This is a genomic window from Clostridiales bacterium, assembly GCA_017961515.1.
Classification (GTDB): domain Bacteria; phylum Bacillota; class Clostridia; order Acetivibrionales; family RGIG10202; genus RGIG10202.
Window position 1 is genome coordinate 68,867 of record JAGCXC010000094.1, and the last position, 22,840, is coordinate 91,706.

General features: G+C 33.3%; 16 protein-coding genes and 1 tRNA gene. 1 reads left to right on the forward strand and 16 read right to left on the reverse strand.

Translation table 11 applies throughout. The features are described from left to right. Nucleotides 1–52: 52 nt before the first annotated feature. The 16 genes from J6Y29_07135 to J6Y29_07210 form a co-directional block, all read right to left on the reverse strand. Nucleotides 53–1,441 (reverse strand): PhoH family protein, encoded by a 1,389-nt coding sequence (locus tag J6Y29_07135; protein MBP5427638.1) that lies wholly within the window; start codon nt 1,439–1,441, stop codon nt 53–55. A 50-nt stretch (nt 1,442–1,491) separates the two neighbouring features. Beyond that, nucleotides 1,492–1,565: transfer RNA gene (locus tag J6Y29_07140), tRNA-Gln, on the reverse strand. A 259-nt stretch (nt 1,566–1,824) separates the two neighbouring features. Further along, on the reverse strand, nt 1,825–4,407 hold the full coding sequence (locus tag J6Y29_07145) for a hypothetical protein (GenBank protein ID MBP5427639.1): 2,583 nt from the start codon (nt 4,405–4,407) through the stop codon (nt 1,825–1,827). Between the two features lie 34 nt (nt 4,408–4,441). Further along, a complete protein-coding gene (locus tag J6Y29_07150) occupies nt 4,442–6,397 on the reverse strand; it encodes a type II secretion system protein (GenBank protein ID MBP5427640.1) in 1,956 nt (651 codons plus the stop codon). Between the two features lie 29 nt (nt 6,398–6,426). After that, the gene (locus J6Y29_07155) at nt 6,427–7,683 is read right to left on the reverse strand and encodes a hypothetical protein (GenBank protein ID MBP5427641.1); all 1,257 of its coding nucleotides are present in this window, start codon (nt 7,681–7,683) and stop codon (nt 6,427–6,429) included. 12 nt (nt 7,684–7,695) lie between these two features. Then, nucleotides 7,696–8,247, reverse strand: coding sequence for a hypothetical protein (locus J6Y29_07160; GenBank protein MBP5427642.1), 552 nt, complete (start codon nt 8,245–8,247; stop codon nt 7,696–7,698). A gap of 17 nt (nt 8,248–8,264) precedes the next feature. Then, a complete protein-coding gene (locus J6Y29_07165; protein MBP5427643.1) occupies nt 8,265–9,611 on the reverse strand; it encodes a prepilin-type N-terminal cleavage/methylation domain-containing protein in 1,347 nt (448 codons plus the stop codon). 17 nt (nt 9,612–9,628) lie between these two features. Then, the gene (gene pilM / locus J6Y29_07170) at nt 9,629–11,044 is read right to left on the reverse strand and encodes a pilus assembly protein PilM (protein MBP5427644.1); all 1,416 of its coding nucleotides are present in this window, start codon (nt 11,042–11,044) and stop codon (nt 9,629–9,631) included. A 1-nt stretch (nt 11,045) separates the two neighbouring features. Next, nucleotides 11,046–11,837, reverse strand: coding sequence for a prepilin peptidase (locus J6Y29_07175; protein MBP5427645.1), 792 nt, complete (start codon nt 11,835–11,837; stop codon nt 11,046–11,048). A gap of 68 nt (nt 11,838–11,905) precedes the next feature. Beyond that, nucleotides 11,906–12,445: a hypothetical protein gene (locus tag J6Y29_07180; GenBank protein ID MBP5427646.1), complete on the reverse strand. Its 540-nt coding sequence runs from the start codon at nt 12,443–12,445 to the stop codon at nt 11,906–11,908. A 32-nt stretch (nt 12,446–12,477) separates the two neighbouring features. Next, the gene (locus tag J6Y29_07185; protein ID MBP5427647.1) at nt 12,478–13,299 is read right to left on the reverse strand and encodes a type II secretion system protein; all 822 of its coding nucleotides are present in this window, start codon (nt 13,297–13,299) and stop codon (nt 12,478–12,480) included. A gap of 43 nt (nt 13,300–13,342) precedes the next feature. Then, on the reverse strand, nt 13,343–14,566 hold the full coding sequence (locus J6Y29_07190) for a type II secretion system F family protein (protein ID MBP5427648.1): 1,224 nt from the start codon (nt 14,564–14,566) through the stop codon (nt 13,343–13,345). A 26-nt stretch (nt 14,567–14,592) separates the two neighbouring features. Beyond that, the gene (locus tag J6Y29_07195; GenBank protein MBP5427649.1) at nt 14,593–15,681 is read right to left on the reverse strand and encodes a type IV pilus twitching motility protein PilT; all 1,089 of its coding nucleotides are present in this window, start codon (nt 15,679–15,681) and stop codon (nt 14,593–14,595) included. 1 nt (nt 15,682) lies between these two features. Next, nucleotides 15,683–18,118 carry a Flp pilus assembly complex ATPase component TadA gene (gene tadA / locus J6Y29_07200; GenBank protein MBP5427650.1) on the reverse strand — a complete coding sequence of 812 codons (2,436 nt, stop codon included), beginning with the start codon at nt 18,116–18,118 and terminating at the stop codon, nt 15,683–15,685. A gap of 26 nt (nt 18,119–18,144) precedes the next feature. Beyond that, nucleotides 18,145–19,014 (reverse strand): shikimate dehydrogenase, encoded by an 870-nt coding sequence (gene aroE, locus J6Y29_07205; protein ID MBP5427651.1) that lies wholly within the window; start codon nt 19,012–19,014, stop codon nt 18,145–18,147. Nucleotides 19,015–19,047: 33 nt separating this feature from the next. Continuing rightward, nucleotides 19,048–19,548, reverse strand: coding sequence for a YqeG family HAD IIIA-type phosphatase (locus J6Y29_07210; protein ID MBP5427652.1), 501 nt, complete (start codon nt 19,546–19,548; stop codon nt 19,048–19,050). Between the two features lie 367 nt (nt 19,549–19,915). On the opposite strand from J6Y29_07210, the gene J6Y29_07215 reads away from it, so the two are divergent. After that, nucleotides 19,916–22,840, forward strand: a 2,925-nt coding sequence (locus J6Y29_07215) for a hypothetical protein (GenBank protein MBP5427653.1), incomplete at its 3' end; no start/stop codon positions are given.

Genomic DNA, 22,840 nt, shown 5'->3' on the forward strand with positions numbered 1-22,840 from the left:
TAACTAATTGGCCTTTTTTTATTAATCTAAATCAAGCTACACCCCGCAAATATTACATTCTTGTAGAACCTTCATGCGCCAGTAAAGATCTCTCACACTCTAAATCCGTCAAAGTCACCTGATAACAAAGCTTACTTCCTCTCATCCTTTCGGATGCATAACAAAGTCCGTTTGTTCTCCTATCCAAGAACACCTGATCTATTTGCTCTGGATCACCAAGCAGCACTATCTTCGTATCTTTTCCTGCTCGAGTTATAATTCCCTTAACCTGCTTTGGAGTCAAATTTTGTGCCTCATCAATAATAACCCAATGTTTGGCAATGGATCGTCCTCTTATAAACGCAATAGCTTCCGCCGTTATTATCTTTCTGTCAAACAATTCATCTACTTTATCTTTAAGCTGAACTTCACTTTTGTATCTTTCATCCTCATTATTATCAACCAATATCTCTAAATTATCAACAACCGGCCTTAAAAACGGTGCTATCTTTTGTGTCTCACTACCAGGTAAAAATCCTATATCTTCGTCCATCTTTACAGTAGGCCTACAAACTAATATCTTCCTGTACATATTGTTTCTATCAACCAAAACTTTCTGCAACCCAACAGCCAACGAATAAAAAGTCTTAGCTGTACCTGCTGGTCCTTTTATTATTGTAAGAGGTGCTCTATCCGCATCTATCATAAGTGCCTCTTGCATAAATACCTGTCCCCAATTCCTAGGCTTTACCCCAAAAGGACTAGCATTCTTATACTCTAACTTTACTATGTACTCTCCATCAAATTTAGCCAACGCGACTTGATTACTATTATCTACACAATGTATAACCAAAAACTCATTAATGGTAAGCTCTGGTTGTATTTTTTTTGTATAACTATCCCCTTCAAATTCAAAAATATCTTCAACCTTTAATTTACCATTCTTGAAGAACACGTCCAAATTATCTTTACTGGAATAAACATCTCTTCTTCCTTTATACTGTTTATCCACCTCTGGAGATTGTTCTGCAAAAAAATCCTGCGCCTCAACACCTATAATCTCTGCCTTTATCCTAAGAAATATATCCTTTGTGACAAGATATACAGCACCACCAATATTTTTTAAGTATAAACATGTTTTTAATATCCTATTGTCTTTTTTTCCATCTGACCAACTAGACGGGAGCTCTACCTCGCTATGCCCTGTCTCTACTCGTATCAATCCCCCATTTTCTAATCTCAAACCACTGAGCAAATTTTCTCCACTCTGTGCCTGTCTTAACCTTTCTATAATTCTGGCTGTCTCCCTAGCATTGGCACCTAATTCACCTTTCTCTTTTTTGAATTTATCCAACTCTTCCAGAACAACATCAGAAATCACAACTTCATTATCTCCAAACGAATATATCGCCCCTGGAGATTGCAACAATATGTTAGTGTCAATGACAAAGGTTTTCTTCATAGTAAGACTTCCTCCTTATGAAAACTTTATACCTTACTGTGAATCTACTTTGGCTACGGTACTAGGATTCGAACCCAGACCAAATGAACCAGAATCATTTGTGCTACCCTTACACCATACCGCATTATTATAAACGCAAGATTAATTCTAACATATACCCGAAACTAACACAAGCACTTTCTTTTCAAAAACTCTAAAACTCACAACAAAGATATTATCATAAAAATCTTCCATTGTAAATAGCCTAAATTAAATTTTTTATAATTCCCATTAACCGTACACATAAGAAAGAGGAATGTCTTTTAAGCATTCCTCTTTCTTATCTTTTTTTACATCGTTCTTTAAACTATATATTGACTCTTATTTAAATTCATATCTTGATATTATTTTACTTCCCACTTCACAATTTTTACGTAATCTTGATTTATTCTATCTATAACAGCATTATTATCATCTATGTCATAATCATTTAATCCAAAGAAGGTCCTAACATAATAATCCTCCTCTTTTAATTTATTTACTATGTCCATACCACTTCCATTATCAGCATATCTACTTATATTCACTTCTCCATATAAAGTTATATTCCCACTTGCAATTATTATTCCAGTAAATTCTACTCCATCCTCAATAAATATATCACCTTCAACAAACACTATTCCTTGTGAATAATCCAATTTTTTTGTTACACTATTAGATTCTAAATATATATCCGAACCAGACTTATACATCCTGGTTATATTATTTTTACTATAATACAAATGCGCATCTAATTCATCATTTGTATGTAAATATACTCCACCTACCACATTGTTCTTTATTACATTAAACACACTATTACTTTTATTTAAATAATCTGTTAAATGCTTATCCACTGATGTTTGCACAATTTTTCTCCCTTCATATCCAAAATTCTTTGTCTCAAAAAACGTAGCCATAGTCTCTTGATATTTTTGTATGATGGAATACTGACTAAATGGATTTTCAGATTTTTTGTCAAACACATCAGCTGCTGATTCCGAATATCCCTCTCCATAATATGCATTTATTTCCTCTGTGTCTAATATATTATAAAAATCGCCTATTCCAGCTGCTATAATAACACCCTCTGCCCATCCTTGTATCTTTTTATCCTTATCAGTCTTTATTCTAAGATTTCCAAAATTCATTGTACCCATTAATCCAAAATTATCTAATATTCTATCCTCAAAATAACCTTTGAAGTGTTTGGCTCTATCATCCAATGTAAATAAATCATCTGTTTTATTCTCATACCCATTTATCATATTAATGGTTTCATTGTTGTATTCACTTGCTTCTTTAAAATGTGTATATTCTTTCGTTTTTGCATCCTTCTTAGTATCTCTAGTATAAACGTATTTATTTTTTTTACTCTTTATATATGCTTCTGATGATAACTGGGATGTCTTTGCTCCAGATATACCTGTTACATACGCATTTCCATTTGAATCACGTATATTTGTTAAAACTGATGTTCCTCCTATGTATACCTTTCTACGCAACTCAACCACTGAGTTACCATTTATATTTAATGTACTAATTCTTTTCTCATTTGTTAAATCTGTTTTTCTTCCTGTCTCTTGCTGATCACTTGACATACTCTCGCTTAAATTATCTCCTCCTACAAACACGTATGAGCTGGATAAACCATAAAAATCTCCTTCTACCACAAGCTTAGCAAAACTCGAATCTACTTGCAAATCATCTGTCACGTACAAATTTCCCTTCCCTAACAACTCATTCTTAGTCTTTTCCTCGCCTCCCATTAACGTAAACAAAGACCTCTCTTCGTCATTTCCTGTATACCCCAGCCAAATATTCGAATAGTGTGAATCTTCAGACATTATAAATTGTCTTGCGTATGTATCTCCACATATTTGTATTAGTCTACTTCTATCTATATCCCTCGCAATATTTATATGTCCTAATGTTGACACATCTCCCTCTATTTTTACACTACCAGCGTTTATATTATCTTCTAGAGATCCCATATGATTTTCCCATGTACTTCCATATATACTTCTCATGCTATCCTTCATCTTTTTAGAATAACCAAACAATATTCCTCCATATTCTGTCCAATCTGCACTCTTTTTCTCTCCTCCCCCTAATTCAGTAGGCACATAACCAAACGCTATAACATCCCCCAATATATTTATCTCCTTATCCTTTCCTAAGAACACTACATTTCTCTCAGATAATAGCGCCATCTGTCGTGAAAAAGCTGGCAATAAATCGTTTTTCTTATTCACTACCTTGTAATTTTGCAAATTGAAATCATCACTTCCATCAGATATTTTAAACTCTACTGTAGTTGTTGTTTTATTCTGTAAATTTGTTTTTTCATCTCCCACTCCTCTTATATCATTCGTATACTCAAACTTAATATCTATAACACATTTAACTATGTGGTTTTGGCTATCATAACCTGCACTACTTAATTTATAGTACATATCCTCTCCCTGTATTAGCTTTAGATAATAATACCCATCCTGTGGTGTTGATTGGTTGACCGAAAGATGCTTTAGCAAACTTTCACTATACACACTTTGCGCATATTGTGATGCATTAAACTTCTCCAGATAATTTTGTTTATACATCAAATTAAATTCATACTCATAGTCTTCCTCTGTCATCGCACCCGTCTTAGTTAAATATGCTTTACTTACGTCATCTTTCCATGCATCAAGTGTCGAACTTTTTTTTATTTCAGCCTCTGTCTCATCCCGAGCGTCCTCCTGAATCTTTTTTATCTCATTTTGTAACCTAACGGAAATCATGTTAACAATATAATCTGTACCCCTATAAATTCTTCTATCTCCACTATAGCTACGGCTTAAACTTACGTTTGTATATGCCATATCTATTATTAATACGCTAAAATAAGTTAAAAATATCAAAAAGACTAGACTCATCGCTATTGCTGATCCTTTTTCTTTTTTCATGGTTTAATCCACCTCCTTTCTAACAAGACGTACATCAATTTACTCTATAGTACTTTGTAACATAGCCTTCCTCTGTTAAATCCTCTTCCCCATCAACATCCCGTAATTCACTATCACGTACCCAAGCATCAATATCTATTATATTATCTGTCTCTTTAAAGCTTGACCCACTATCCTTACTATAATCGAATGTAGGATTGTCCTTTTCTTTGTTTATATAAAGCTCCAACTCCTCGTGCTTATCTTTAAATTTATTATCATATCTATATGAATCTGTTGACATGTACTCTGCCCAAACATTTATTTTATAACCCTTCACTTTAAAAGCCTTCTTTATTACTACGTCTTTATTTTTCGTCCAATTTGTGGAATAGTCATCCTTTGTCGTATCCTTATTAGAATCATAATTTACATCTATATTCTCTAAAACCTTAAACCTAGCTGTATTTGTTGCTTTATCAAACACTCTTGTTGCATCAGTTATGTTTAACCAATTATAATTATCCCTTTTTTTATTATTTACTGTATATACAATAAGTCCATCATCTGTTGTTACACTTCTATTATCCACCACATCAACTAAAAGTCGTAATTTTTCAAAATATTTCCCTTCTAAATTAGTCTCTTCTAGATCTTTATCAAAATATATCATTACTCGAACATTATTTCCGCACAACACTGAATCATCACCATTATTAGGTCTTACAATATTACCATTTTTTAATTCTTCCCTTGTTCCATCAAAAAGTCTTCCATCATCCTTTAGGTACAAATCCTTGTCCAAATATATTACTGGGAATATATTAAGTTCAGTCTTAGGTGACATTACTATACCTCCAACTGTATATATAGAACCACCATCCTCATAAGTTGGTGTTAGTGTATATGTTTCGTTATCACAGCTTCTTTCTAAGTATGTCTTCACATTACTTTTAATTCGTTCTACTTCACTTCGCCTTAAAAGCCCTACATTCTCTTTTGTCACAATCCCTGCCTCATTTTCCTCTGGACCAATACACCACTTATGCTTTTTAATCCAACTTTTACTTGTATAATATTTTGTGGTTGTGCTATACGCTAACGAATTATAAAATGTGCTATTTAAATAAGACGCTAAATTCCCCCATGTTTTGCTCTGATCCTCTCTTTTGTATAAAGATTTACCTTCTACATCAAAAGGAAATTGTATATACTGAACTCTCTCATCTGGCGCATACATTAATGCAACATCCCCTGGCATCGCACGAAAAACTTTTAGCCATTTCTTTCCCCCAAAAAATATATTGTCGTCAGTTTCCGATTTTTCTAATGGTTTATATTCACTAGGTATTTCTCTTAGCGTGTAGTTAGATGTACCATCGTTATTTAGCGTCACTTTAAGATAAAATCCTCGACCGTCATTGTTTGTAGAATAAGAAACTACTCCGTCTTTACTATTATTAGTACTATTTTGATATATTTGTATAATATTCTTATACGGATCCAAATCATCTAAGTTTTTCCCAACTCTTATATACAAATCATATCCACTTCTAATATCATCTGTATTATCAACCTTATACCCCTCTTTATCTAACACAGCACTTTCCACATAATTATAAACGCCATCCTTCTCTACTGTAAAATATATGTCCATTCCATCTCCAAAACGTTTTCCGTTTATACTAAGCGGTTCTTTTTTGTCTAGCATATTTCTAAAAGATTCATACATACTTTCATTATCTTGTGTGTCTAAGTACCTCCACTCTCTGGTCTTATCATCTGACGTTCTCCTACTTAGCACATCCAAAATATCTTCATCCCACGTACATATATCATCTTGAGCATTCTTTACTACATCCGTTGCCTTTTTTATATAAAACGCATTCTGATTAATTTTATTTGAAATTACATATGTTGAGAGAAAGGGAAACAATATAAGCAAAAAGATAACTGCCGCAACTAAAACTTCAATCAATGTAAACCCTGATTTAGTTCTCCTTCTCCTCATATATATCGCCTCCCTTAAACCACCTTACATTAAACCTCGTTCTCTTTATACACGACTATATTTTCATTTTCCTCATAGCTAACTCTTGGCCTATCCTCTGGATCATATTTTATTTTTATAACAAACTTTCTGTCTGTTTTATTCTCAACATGTATATCCACTCCGGACTCATCTTCATCATTTAGTCTGTCACTTGATGTTATATACAAGAACAAATCATCACCTTTTGGCTCAAACTCCACTAATTCCTCGTACTCCTCATCTGGGAAACTATTACTTTGTGTTTTTATTTTTGTGAAGAATTTGTCCTCTTTCTCTTCCACATATATATCAACTCTCTCTACAGCTTTATTATCTCCATATACCTCAGCAGCACCTTGGAACTCTCCTTTTGGATTTTGTATTCCAAGTAATACTGTCTGTGGTGTAACTCCCTCTGTGTATGCAATTAACCTCATACCAAAGTCTGCTTTATCAGCTGTATACTTGGCTTTATTGTCAGTGGTAACAGTACCTGTTGCATCTGTCCTTACAAACAAGTTATCTTTACCTGATATTTTAGTCCTATTCCAGTAATTCTTTTCTAGCATAGAATATCCAACAACATGCTTATCCATTATACCTAATATTGAAAAATTAATAGGTGCTGTAACTGTTCCATCCTCATGTCCTGTCAATGAAAACGATGTCATAGCTACTTTAGGTTTATAATTACGCATCAAATCTAAAAATCCCCACACCTTGTCCATTGTACCTGTTATTGTCACTGAATAGTTCGCACCGTATGCTGATCCATCTTCTAATTGCGCATCTTGAAATCTATACTCCTCTGTGTCTGTTATGAATCCCATCTCATACGCCTTCTTTAATACATCCTCATCAGTAATCTGCTTAATTAGCTCTTCTGATGAGATAGATGGCCCTTTTATTGTATTGTATAATGATAAGCTAACTCCATTGAAATTGTAGGGAATCTTATTCATGAAATCCTGATACAAAAACATAAGTTCCTCATACTGCATTACTGGAGGATAATTCTCTCTTATTTTTGTTAGATTTTCTTTATATTCTTTGAATTTCTTTGCTATTTCCTCAACATTTCTCTTATTCTCTTCCTGCAAATCATATTTAAAGCTTACTGTGTCTATTTCAGATAAAAGTCTTTCTCTCTTTTCCATTTGTTTACAAAACACAAATTTATAGCATAGGATGAATACCAATAACATCCCCAACACTGATGATAAAAATTTTTCATATCCTTTAATCTTTTTTAATAATTCATCCATTGTCTCATCCTCCTACCCTCTCCCTGTTTCGTAGGTACAAGAAAAGTTAAATTCCGTTGTATCATTAACCCCTTTATTAAAACTTAACACTAATCCTTTATAATATCTCTTATCCTTCCTTAAAACTTCCAAAAATGTCGCAGCGTCCTCTTGTGTTTTCGCTACACATTTCATGCTCAAGTTCCAAACATTACCTTTTGCTTTATTAAACCTTAAATACTCTATATACATATTATCTGGCATAACTTCCTGCAAATCCTTTACTACATCAGTTGGATCTATTCCATAATTATCAAGCATATTGGCTTGTTCTTCTCTTTGTTGATAAATCTTTTGCAATATTTTATATTGTTCACTCTTTTTCTTGTAGTAATTTTCATTACTTACTTCACTTTGCACTTTCTTCTTGTCCATACTAAGCTTTATATTTATTATCATTGGGACAGAAACCATAAGGGTCATAACAACCGCATATGGAATAACTATTTTTTTTAACCATTTATCACTATTTTTTAATCTTAATTCTTCCACATAACCTTTCGGTAAAAAATTAAAATCTTTCATGGATTAAAATGCCCCCTTTATCCTAATACCTCACTTATATCATCTATTGTTGTCTTTTTTATTGAATCATTTTTCTGTGTAACAACATCTTCATATATTTCTATATTCCTTGTTTTCATCTTCTTATTATTAACTGCATTAACCACTTTAAACTCTAAAACTCCATCTTGAAAATGCTTTCCATAATCATCCTTTATATAAACTGCAAGTTTTTCCTCATCACTTACCAATTTCCTACTCACATCATATCTTTCTGGATTTATAATCTTTAACCAAATCTTCGGTTCATATAAACACAAAATTCCATCATAACTATCATTAGAACTATCATTTTCATTTCCAATATATATTTTATCTATAAGTATTTCTCGTAAAGATTCCTCAACCCCATTATATAACATCTTCTCTGTATCAAATGCTTCGTGCACACCTTCATTTAATTGGGTTGGCTCATTTTCTTTAGTTACGTACAAATGAAGCATTTTTTCTTCATCGTCGTATATAAGTACAAATCTTCTCCATACACCAGTTGTATAGTCTATATTGTTCTTTTCTAAATCATACTCCACTGTACTAATAATACTATCATTCATTCTTACTTCAAGCTTTTTGTCTTTAACTAACACATTCACTCTAGATTTATTATCGTCACCAATCAAATTAAATAAACTTCTTTGCGTTACAATATCATCCATTTTAAAGTAACTTTCTATAGTAAATGATGATCTGTAAAAATTAAATTTTTCGTTTTCATTAACTCTTATATATCCATCTTTTTTAAATTTTATTACCTTTCTACCCTGTTCCCCTATACGATGTACATACTCACCCTCTTGTGGATTAGCTTCTATGTCTGTCTTTACTCTTATATACACTCGTATAGTATTTCTTACCGTATCTTTTGTTAACTGCACTGGTGGACTACGCTCTATATCATATTTCACTTTTTGAGGCTCTTTGTAAAGATCATCAGTTAGTTGTCTGTTCGTTAGCAAGAGCGTTTTTGCCCCATCTATATCTCTTATTAGTACTCTATCCTTATTATTGTAGGTATATATAATTTTCTTAGGCTCTCCTTCAGGAAAATTATCATCATCTCGTATCACTAACTTTGTCTCTAAAACTTCATTTTCATCATTATTTTTTGTATCAACTCTAGTCGCGTTAGATGAATATTTTTCTAAATCGTCCACTAAAATCCCAATCGTTTCTCTTACCATAGACAACTCCTGAGTCGTTCCAGTTTGTTTCTCAAGTGCTCTTGCTCCAAAGTAAAATAAGGTTAACATAGGTACAGTTATTATGGTAAATATTACTATGGCCACCATCATCTCTATTAACGTAAACCCGTTATTTTTTCGCACTGTACCTCCACCTCCTTTTACTTTATAAGACCTCCTATTACATTAACCAAACTTCTTTTGTTTAGTTCATAATCATCTTTGTTAGCCCCTGTATACGACACTTTATAATGACCATTTTCTAAATATTCCACTGGTATATTAAAGAAATCAGTCATATATTCTTTTGCCCCTCTTAATTTACTTGCTCCACCATATATATATATCTTCTTTATACTTCCCTCTGTGCTTCTCGAATTATAAAATTCCAAGAACCTACTTGTATCATTCATTATATTTCCAAATGCCAACGTCAATGCTTTGTTAAAATTCTCAGAATCCTCAAAAAGCTGACTCTCGTTTTCATTTGTCACCAAATTACCTCGTGTCAGTTTTAGATTTTTTGCATCCTCCTCCGACAATGTCATTTCCTTTGATATCTCCTTGTCCAACTCATCGCCACCAGTTAATAGCGTTCTATTAAATCTTAGTCTATGATCACTATATATATATATACTCGTTGTTTTAGCTCCCATATCTAATAATGCATATATTGCTCCCTTTTCTTGTTCCACTCCATGATCCTCTGCTTCTTTCACCTTCTTTTTAAGCTTTGATATTATTTTTACACGTGCTTCTTTTAATTTAAGCTTAATTTTACCTAGCTTACCAGGTTCTTTCCCTTCTTCTAACTGTTCATCCTCTTCTTCATTTTTACTCTTTAAGCTATTTATTCTCTCTCTTAAATATTTATTTAAGGATTTCATGGATGTCGTTAAATCCATAGTAAACAAACTCGAAAAACTAAACTCTGGTACTGCACCATCCTCTTCTTTTCTAAACTCTTTCATATAATTGTTACCCAAAAAATATTTTAACGTTGTGTTTATCAACAAATCTATTGATTTTAAATGCACTCCCAAACATTCCGCTACTTTTATATAATCCCTTATTTGCTCTAACGGCACTGCAACTAGCAATATACGAAGCCTTTCTTCATTATCCACATTTACTTCATCTAGTATCTTATAATCAGTCATGTACTCTGTTAGCTCTATAGGAAAGTATTGTTGTGCTTCAAACTCTATAATTTTCCCTACCTCTTTTTCATCCACCTTAGGAATTTGTATTTCACGAATTACTATATCAGATCCCGACAACACCAACGTCACATCAGCCACTTTTATATCATTTTGCTCAATCGATTTTTGAAGTAAGCTCGCAACCTCTAAAGGATTTAAAACCTTGCCGTCATCGACTAACTCTCGGCCAACAGGGATTATGCTGTGTCCAAACACCTCCAATACTTTATTGTTAAAGTGTCCATAGACAATCTTTATGCTATCACTTCCAAAGTCTATCACCATGTGTGAAGGTTTTATAATATCTTTTATCACTTGTTTTATAGATTTTTTCTTCTTTTCACTGGTTTCCTTGACCTCTTTTTTCTTTTCCATCTTAGAACCTCCCCCCCACCATAATAGTTATATACCAATTTATAATATCATATCCCCAATACATTGCCATAATAGTACCAACACTTATAAAGGGTGCAAAAGGAACTTCTTTTCTTAAATTCTTTTTATTTTTTAAAACTATACAAATTCCATACACTCCTCCCAATAATATCGACATCATAAGTGCTATCATACTAAGTTTATATCCTAATATTATACCTATCGGTATAAATAATTTTATATCACCTAATCCTATTGCTTCATCTGTTTTAAATACTATCCCACCTACCCAAGACATAACGTACAATACTCCAGATGCCAAAAACATTCCAACTACAGGACTATACCACACATCATAAAATAATACCTTACCAAAAAAACTATATATATTCAAAATAACCCCAACGGCTGTTCCTGCAACAACTAATTCATCGGGTATTATCTTATGTTCTAAGTCAATAAAAGCCGTCACAACTAAAATCCCTTCCAACAAAAAACTTCCAACAAACTCTATTGATAATCCATACTTATAAAATGAAATCCATGTCAAAAACCCCATCAATAACTCCACTACTATATATTGTGGTGATATATTACACCCACAGTATCTACATTTACCACATTGACGTACGTAGCTTATCACTGGGATCAAATCCATTGCCTTTAACTCTTGATTGCAATTAACACAATGTGACGAAGGATAAACAATAGACTCTTCTTTTGGTAACCTTACGATCACAACATTCAAAAACGATCCCACTAAAATACCTAACAACACTATCGCTATAGTCATTCACCAACACCTCATTATTTTGTAGGTAACCAAATAGCACTTTTTTTAGACTAATTTGGTTACCTACATTATATATTTAAGCAAACTATCATATCTTTTGCTGGACATAATTCTCTCACAAATTCGTATCCTTCACGAAACTTTGGTACTTTATCATCAACTTGCGCATATTCTTTTTTAGGATAGCTTTTTGCAATATATTCTTGGGTCACAATATCTAAATCTATTTGTGGATCATTTTTCGTCTTATATGGTAGCTTTACTACTGTATACGGTGATGCCAAATACATATAGTAATAATATCCTTTCTCTCTTGGAATAGGAATTACCATTTCATCTAGTGCAAGATAATTCACTATGCCCTGCTTTATGATCATAGCATTTTCTCGTGTCCAGTATATTCTACCATTATCGTACGTTAAATCTGATCCAACCGTCTTTGCTATAACTATTTCAACTGCCTGTTTTATTCTCTTAGCCTCAAGCCTATCTCCTTCAGTAATAACCTTGTTATAGTACTTCTGAATCACTATCCATGCCACAGCCACTACTAATAACAACGTAAACATATGAACTTTTTTCCCTCTATCTAATTTCTCACGTGTCATTTGTATCACCAAACCTTAATTTATATTATGCATCATGGATTATTAGGTGTAGGTGTAGGTGCAGTCCATCCTTCTGGTTCAGTATCTATCCAATATTCTTCTCCATCTGTCACGTTGTAGTCCACTCCTCTATTTAACCATCCTACATGTGTCAAACTTGCTTTACCAACTGTAGCAACTGATCCAGAAAATCCTGTTGTAGCAAAATCCAATGCAACACTAGTTCCTTCTCTTGCAGTTTCGCCATCTGTTGCTTCATAACTTCCAGTCCCTGCTCCAACTTGAGGATAATTAGTAATTGGATATCTTAACTTTAAATAAGTGTCATTCACATCTTTGCTTATCTCTCCTGTTTTATACAAAATACCACTTGCTGATGTTCCTGATGTATTATCATCATTTACTTTTAATGAAACTACTGTATATGGTGGCAACAAATACATATAAAATGCATGTAAATTTTCTTTTGGTCTTGGTATAATTGGATATGAATCACCTTCTTTATAATTTTTAGTCGTATCCGGATTTTCTCCTAGATTCTCTGGATTATATCCTGTTGGAATAATTTTACTACCCGAACCAAGCTTGTCACTTACGAATGCTCTTATATAGTTTTTACTTCTTTGGCTCCACATTACACCTCCAGTTACGTTATCTATATGTTCATTACCACTATCTAGCGCAAATAAAAGTGATATTGCTGCTTGTATTTGCTTAGCACTGGCCTGGTCCGCTCTTTGTTGTGCAGACTTTACATATGAAAATATAGCTGGTGACGCTATTGTTGCCAAAACTAATATAATTGCTAAAACTACTATTAACTCTATTAACGTAAAACCTTTTTTATTTCTCATTCAATATTCCTCCCTTTTTAAAATATATATTAAAATTTTTTGACTATAGTATTGATCCTAACTGTTCCTCCATTGTAAACACTGGCATTATCATTGCAATAACTATTATTCCCACAAATATAGCAATTAAAAGTATCATCACTGGTTCTATTATTGATGTTAATCTTTTGACTGACCTATCTACTTCCTCATCATAAAAATCTGCTACCTTAGCCACTGTAGATTCTAATGTACCAGTTTCTTCTCCTACGCTAATCATTTGTATAACCATCCTAGGGAATATGTCCATTTCTGCCAATGGAGCCGCAATGCTAGAACCACCTTTCATTTCATTTTTAACATTTTCTATTCCCTTGCTAACTAATTTATTATTTATAACAGTTGCGATTACATCAAAACTTTGAATTATTGGCACCCCTGATGAAACTAAAATTCCCATAGTTCTTGCAAATCTTGCTGCTAGAATCTTTTTAAATTCTTTTCGAAATACAGGAATCTTAAAGTACATCTTATCTATAAACAGCCCTCCTTCTTTCGATTTTTTTAGTACCTTGAATGCCCAAATAATAGCTAATATAATTAAAACTATTTTTGATATAAATAGTGGTTCTCTTAATTTATAAGCAACTTCCAATACCATTGTAGTTATCTTTGGAAGTTCTCCTCCAATCGCATCAAACATTGATATAAATTTAGGCACTATAACCACAATCATAAATATCACTGCTGCTATTGCAACTGCCATTATAAACGATGGATATATCATGGCTGTCTTTATTTTTCCTCTTAAGGTATTTTCTTTTTCAAAATGGGTTGCAACATCCTCTAGCGCCTTATCTAAATTACCAGACATCTCTCCCACTTCCACCATGCTGGTTAATATATTAGGGAAAATTCTTTCATGCTCTTTCATAGACTCAGATAAACTAAATCCTTTATGCACATTCTCTGCCACACTTCTTAGTGCACTTTTTAAAGTCTCATTTTCCTCCTGTTTTATCAAAACATCTAACGCTTGTACTATTGGTACTCCCGCATTTATCATTATAGAGAATTGTTTACAGAATATATATAAGTCTAATATATTTACTCTTTTTCTTAACGCAATTTTTTTAGATGCCTTGTCATAGCTTGTCTCATTTATCTCAACAGGAAATAAACCCTTGCCTTTTAAGATACTATAGACAACCGTTTTTTCTGCACCTTCCATTACACCCTTTTCTATTTCTCCTTTTAAGTTTCTCGCCTTATACGAATATAGTGGCATAAAACTATACCTCCTCTACTCCTCTTCTAATAAAACTGCGATCCACCATATGAAATATTCTTTAAATATGTCTTTGAAAAATTCTCTTGGTCTTGTGAATACGCCAATGCATTTTCTTGACTAATTAACTTCTTTTGATACAATTCAAACAAAGCATTATCCATTGATTGCATTCCAAGCTTCCTACCAATTTGTATCTGTGTATCTATTTGATATGTCTTAGAATCCCTTATAAGATTCGCTATAGCTGGATTAACTAACATTATCTCTGTTGCCATAACTCGGCCATTTCCATCAAGTCTAGGTATTAGTTGCTGTGATATCACTGCCTGTAAAACTGATGCAAGCTGGGTTCTTATTTGCTGTTGTTGCTCTGCCCTAAACACATCTATCACCCTATCAATGGTCTTAGCTGCACCTATTGTGTGTAGTGTGGAAAAAACCAAGTGTCCTGTCTCTGCTGCAGTTATAGCTATTTGTATACTATCAGCATCTCTCATCTCTCCTATTAATATAACATCCGGATCCTCTCTTAGTGCTGCTCTTAGTGCTGTTTTATACTCTATACTATCTCGTCCTATCTCTCTTTGTGTAACTATACTTTTTTTATGCTTATGAACATACTCTATTGGATCCTCTAATGTTAAGATATGCAAATCCTTTGTAGTATTCATTAGGTCTATTAATGATGCAAGAGTTGTTGATTTACCGCTTCCTGTAGGCCCTGTTACCAATACCATTCCCTTCTGTAAATTTGCAAGATTAACTATTGCATTTGGTAGCCCTAATTCTTCAACTGTCATTACGCTATCACCTATCGTTCTTGCAGCTATAGCATATGTTCCTTTTTGTTTATATATATTAATTCTAAATCTCCCAACATCTTCTAACTCTACCGCTAAATCAATATCTCCTACTCTCATCAATTCCTGTTTTTGTTCATCATTTAACATTCTATTAATATACTCTAACACATCATCTTTTTCAACTTCTCTTCCTAGCTTAACTAAGCTTCCATTTACTCTTAATATATATGGCACTCCTACAACTATGTGAATATCAGAGGCCTTCTTCTCTATTGCCTGTTTAAAAATTGCTTCATACTCTGCTATCATCCTACTTCACCTCCAGGTCCCTAAACTTAACAAATTTTATATATTCCTCAAATGATGTTTTCTTTTCTAATACTGCACGTTTTATATTTTCATCCATAGTCTTCATTCCATTTTCCCTTGCCGCCTTATCAATATCTTCTTCTTGTGCTTCTTGTATTATCAACTCTTTCTGCACCCTGTTTATTTCCATTATCTCAGCTATTGCAATTCTTCCAAAATAGCCTGTATTAGAACAACGTAAACACCCTTTTCCCCTAACTAACTTTAGTGTATCTTTTTTATCTATCCCCAAATGTTTCTTTTCTTCCTCATCTGCTTCGTACTCCTCAATGCAATCAGGGCACACCCTTTTAACCAATCTTTGTGCAATAACTCCTTTTAGTGACGTTGCAATAAGATATGGCTCTATACCCATATCCTGCAAACGCATTATTGTACCTGCTGCACTATTAGTGTGCAGTGTACTTAGCACTATATGTCCTGTTATAGACGCTCTAACAGCCATCTGCGCTGTTTCAGCATCTCTTATCTCTCCTATCATTATTATATCGGGATCTTGTCTTAAGAATGCTCTTAGAATTTTTACATATGTCAATCCAATCTTTTCATTTATCGCAACCTGATTTATTCCATTTACTTTTATTTCAACTGGATCTTCTGCTGTAACAATATTCTTTCTATCATCATTTAATTCGGATAACGCTGTATACATTGTAGTAGACTTACCACTTCCTGTAGGTCCTGTTACTAGTATCAATCCATTATGTATACCAAGTAAACTATCAAATCTTTCAGCTTCATCCTCGAAGAAACCTAACTCAGACTTTTTATATATTACTGTATTTTTATCCAATATTCTAATACATGCTTTTTCTCCATATGTTGCAGGCAATATATTAGTTCTTAGGTCATATGATCCAGTTTTATTCTCTACTGTAAAAGCACCATCCTGCGGCATTCTTTTTTCTGCTATGTTCATACGACTTAATATTTTTATACGCGCTATTAATGACTGATGAACTGCCTTCTCTAGCGTCATAGCTGTACGTAATTCTCCATCTACTCTATATCTTACTCTAATACTTGTTTCTGATGGTTCTATGTGTATATCACTTGCACGCATCCTGATAGCTTCGTTTACTATATTATTTAAAAGTTTTACTATAGGTGCATTGTCTATAACCTCAGCATTAGCCTCTTCTTCCTCTTCTTCCTGCTCTTTCTCTTTTTTCTCTTTTTTATACTCCTGTACCGCTACATCTATATTATCTGTCCTATATAACTCAACTAATCTTTTTTCTATTTGCCTCTCTGACCCAAATACCGGCACTACTTTAAGCCCGGTATACAATGATATGTCATCTATTGCATATATATCAAATGGATCTACCATCGCTACTGTAACCATCATCTGTTCTTTTTTTATAGGGATTGCTTTATATTTTTTAGCAAGTCTTTCTGGTATCAATTTATAAACATCACGCGAAATCATGTTCTTGTCCAAATCAATAGATTTTATTCCAGTTTGATTAAACACAGCATCATTAATTTCCTGCTGAGTAATTATACCCTTGTTTACTAATATCTCACCTAGCTTTTCCTTCGTCTTTTTCTGCTCCTGTAGTGCCACCTCGATTTGTTCTTGTGTAACTTTACCTGATTCTATTAAAATCTCACCAATTTTTTTCTTTTTGCGTTTTGTTCCAACTTCTGTTTTGTAATTATCAACATCATCTATATTAACTTTTTGCTCCAAAGATTCAGTAACATTGTTATAATCACTACTCTTTTGTGCAATAGTTTCATTGTTTAAACCATAAAATTCTTCAATCTTTCTATCTATCTGTTCTTTGGATGCAAATACAGGTATAACATCAAAACCTGTGTATAATTGTACATTATCAACTGAATATAAATCAAATGGATCTAGCATAGCAACTTTAAGAGTATTACCTTCTTGCTCTAACGGTATCGCCTCTAGCCTTTTAGCCAAACTCTTTGGTATATATTTGTATGCATCGCCAACATAATTATACTTATCTAAATCAACCGTTTTTACTCCAGTTTGCTTTTCTACAATATCTTCTATTTCTTCTTTTGATATAATCCCTTGCAATACCAAAATCTCGCCAAGTCTTTCTTTTGCCCCACTTTTTAACTCCATTGCTGTATCTATTTGTTCTTGTGTAACTTTACCTGATCCTATTAAGATCTCACCTAGCTTTTCCTTCTTTTTCTTAACTCCAGCTACATCGAGTTGCTTTTGTGAAATTAATGCATCCTCTATATCTCCTTGGGTAACTTTCCCTGCTTTAATCAATAACTCACCTAGCCTATCTTTAGGATCAGCATCTTTTAAAACTTCATCTATATCTTTTTTAGTAATCTTCCCAGCCTCAACTAAGAGCTCACCTAACCTCTTTTTGTTGTCTTCCATGATAAAAGATCACTCCTTCACAACACTTAATATATATTCTCTAAAAGGCCATATAGTCTCGCTAATTCTCCTTCGTTAAATTTATACCCAACCCAAATCTCATAAGACGCAATCGCTTGATAAAATAGCATCCCCAACCCATTCATCACACTACATCCACAACTTTGCGCCATACTCAAAAACTTCGTTTGCTTGGGGTTGTAGATAATATCGTAAACAAACTGATTTTTGTTAAATATATTTTTAAGCTTAATAACACATTTCCCAGTATCTGGTAGCATTCCAACAGATGTCGCATTTATCAACACATCACTGCCTTGACATATATCCTCTATTTTATCATTATTTGTATATGTCTCTACGATGGAAGATATATTTTCATTTATGGTATCCCGTATAATGTCGGCATGTTCTTTAGTTCGATTAACAATATTTATTTTTTTCACATGAGTATGAGCAAGTTTCACAGCTATCGCACGAGCTGCACCTCCTGCACCAAATATTGTTACAACTAATCCTTTAAAATCTCTATTGGTATTCATACGAAATGCCCTAACAAATCCTTCCGCATCAGTATTATAGCCATAAAGACGTCCATTCACATTCTTTACAGTATTCACCGCACCCATTAACAAACTGGATTTTGTTTTGTAGTCTACATACTTCATTATATCTTTTTTATATGGTGCAGTAACGTTAAATCCTACTACACCCAACGATTTTAATCCTAAAACTGCATCTTCTAGTCTTTCTTTTTCCACACAAAAAGGCACGTACACCAAATTCTTCCCAAGCATACTACTTATTTCATTGTGCAACATTGGAGACACGCTATGTTCTAAAGGATTCCCTATAATCCCTATTATCTTGGTACTTCCATTTATGCTAATACTCATCTTATATCACCTACCTCACAAGAAATTTGTATACTACAATGTATGTGATTTACCTGATAACATGAATACCAACTTTTCTGGGTACCTCTTTAATCTCACAAAAAATTCTTCTCTTTTATCTATTATCCGAACTAAAATAGTAAACATTCCAAGCCTATTACCACCCCATATGTCAGTGAATAATTGATCTCCTACCACTGCCACTTCATCTTGCCTAAGATTCATCATATCAAGCGCTTTTTTGAATCCTTTTTTGCATGGTTTTTTAGCTTTTGCTACTACATCTAGACCCAAGCTCTCATTAAACTTTCGAACTCTCTTTCCGGATCCATTGGATACAATGCATAACTTTATAGCATTTTTTTTGAGAGAATTTATCCAGTCTATAAGCTTTTGATCTGGTCTTTCAATATATTGTGCAACTAATGTATTGTCTACATCAAGTATAAGCCCTTTTATATTATTATCGGCAAGTAGCTTTACCGTTATATCATATACACTATCTAAAAATAATTTCGGTAAAAATATATCCACGCTAAACCTCCTCTTGTTTTTGTCACTGCAAGGTTTATTATACCAAATTAATATAATTCTTTCAATGTAGGCCAACACTTCTATACTTCTTACACAAATATAACATGATACTGTAACAAAAATACATAATGTGCATTTTTATCTACTTTCATTACCTTAATCTCCTATTTTTCGACTAATATCAGTTTATTATATTATCCCAAAATTGTCAATATTATATTTTTTTGGCAATTTGACTCTTGCTTGCAGAAGTGAGATTATAAATCGCTAAATGTTAGATAAACCCTTTGTATCTTATTCTCTTATTAAAACAAAAAATATTACATCCGATGTAACTTTTACAATACATAAAAGGAGAGGTGTTCACATGATAAAAGATATTTTTTGCAACAATATAGGGTCATGTGGGGAGGTGTATCGGTGCCTAAGAAGCAACAATAAGGCCTTAACCATGTTAATAATACTATTGCTTAGCTCTTTTTTTATGCCTTTTTTTAGTCGTGAAATATATGCTTCACCATATACGCCTGGCACATTGGGGATATGTACGATAGCAAATCCTGAGTTTAGATCTGACGGAGATAACACAATTACAGATGCCTCAATATACAACAGAGTATATTTTGGATGGATACCAGACAATCCATCAGGGCGAGCAATAAATTGTATTAATGATGGTACCGTTAATATAATTAATCCATATAGCGGAGCGTATAATAGACCTATATTTTGGCGTGTATTGCAAACAGAAGCAAATGATGTAAATAAAACAAAAGCATTATTTATGTTAATGGAATATGGCCTAAATTATATATCCTGGGATATGCGACATCAGAGCAATACAAGTAATCCAGGAAATCAAAGATGGAATAGAGGGAATACAACTGACAGTTCTTTAAGAAAATTTTTACAAGGATCCTCTTGTGCTTTATCCTTAACAAATAATGTTATAAATGGTACTGCAGTAGATCCTTGTGGAAATAGCGGCACAAGTTTTTATGATGAGTGCTTTGATATAGTGGAACAAAACACAATACTTGAGACGATTAATAATGAAAGAGATAATTATCTCAAAGAAGGTGGAGCTCAGAACGTTCTTGAGTGTACAGCATCGTATGGACCAACTGGTGCAGATAGGCCTTATGCATATATGGAAAAAGGTAAACTTGCTGGTGATACAAGTTCAAACGTATATAAAAAGAATACAAAAGCTTGTATTTATTGTGGATGTAGTTTAAATGGAGATAAGATATTTTTGTTATCTGTAAAAGAATCATTAAATAAAGCCTATGGTTTTAGTGATGCATATGATTATTTTTTAAGTTCAAATGGCAGATACCGTCAGAGACAAGATGTAAACAGGAGAACAAGAATGTTATCTACTCCAACAGCAAGTAATACTCGTTGGTGGCTTCGTTCCGCGTATTCGTATGATAGATTTTCTGTTGTTGGAGTAATAGATTCTGGAACTGTTGATAGAACGACTACTGACAATGATTCCACTTGCGTTAGATGTGCTTTAAATATACCTTTGTCCTCAGTCCTTATGACATCATCTGCAAACAATACGAGCTCTACCCCAGCAATCACTCAAAGTAGTGATGTAGCTAAATTAACTCCAATGCCAAATTCTTCATTGAACCCCTCAAATCCTGCCTATATTGTTCGAACTAAATTTCTCTATGGTAACAATAATTCGAACGTGACAATTCTAGATACAACTGGAAATGATGCTACAGAAACAATTAACACTGAAGTTGACAATATTCCTACCTCTATAGAAAATACATATTCTTCTGGTGCAAAACTTACTATTGTCGATGATTCTATGCAATTTAGTCTAACAAATCCTAGCCCAAATTCCACTGTGAACGTATATTCAGGCTATAAAATAACTATATCATATAGTGGCGCCAAAAATACATATGGTACTGAAAATGTTACAGGCTATATATCTGCCATAATTAAATCCGGTGCCTATAATAGCACTGATAATAACACTAGCCTGTGCGCTGCCCTGCCACTATACTACGCTAGATTAAAAACAGTCGATACCGAAGGCAATGGATCAGTAAGTATACAACTACCAGATTTAGCAGCTGGCGACTATACATTAATCATATATAACGAAATAGAACGCGGTCCATATAAAACAAACTACGCAAAACCTCAAATGCTAACTCTATCTGTACAATATACACCTGGGGCATTGGGAATATGTACAATAGGGAATCCAACTTATTACGATAGTGCAAATATTGGGAAAAATGCTGTTTTAAGTGCTCAAAAACTTGCTTCTGAATACAATAGAGTTTATTTTGGAATGACCGACTCATCAAATTCGTATGACATTCAATATGTAAAAAACAAGCCTATTTATTGGCGTACATTAAATACTACTGCAAATGACGATATTAAAACACCCGCACTGTTTATGCTAACTGAATATTGTGTCACACCTGATTATATTTTTGATGAAACTAGTCAACTATGGCAAAATAGTTTAATTAAATCTTACCTTCACAATGAAATCCTTCCCTCTTTTTTTTCACAACAAGAACAATTATCAATAATGTCAACCGCTAAAACAACTAGTGATGATCAAGAAGGAGATATTAAGTTATATAATGATGGTCTCAGTCTGGTTGCTTACGGATGCAAATTAACGGGAGATAAATTATTCCTATTATCAGCCCAAGAACAAATAAATAAATCTTATGGTTTCAGTGATTTTCAAAATATTTATAAAACTTACAATACAACCTGTATCAATACTAAAGATACAAATAAGCTAAGTAAACATTACGCTTCTGAATCTAATGTAAATAATATTTTATCCCGTCTAAGGTCTGCCTATTCTAGATATCCTGACTATACAGCCGCTATAATCGATAACGAAATAAGAACTTTAAAAATTTCTGACACTTCTCCTGTCCGTTTCGCTCTAAATATACCTCTATCTTCCATACTTATGACTACAGAGGCAACAGACCTAGGCTCTATCCCCTCTTTCACTTTTTCCACTATCTCTTCATCCTTGCCACGAACAATTATTGCGTATGATGTAGATAATATTTCAAATCCAGAAACAATAATCACTGTTGGTAATACCACAACTACTGAAATTGCCACAGTGACTTCCTCTCCTTCTGGTGCAAAACTTACTATTGTCGATGATTCTATGCAATTTAGTCTAACAAATCCTAGCCCAAATTCCACTGTGAACGTATATTCAGGCAATAAAATAACTATATCATATAGTGGTGCAAAAAATACATATGGTACCGAAAAT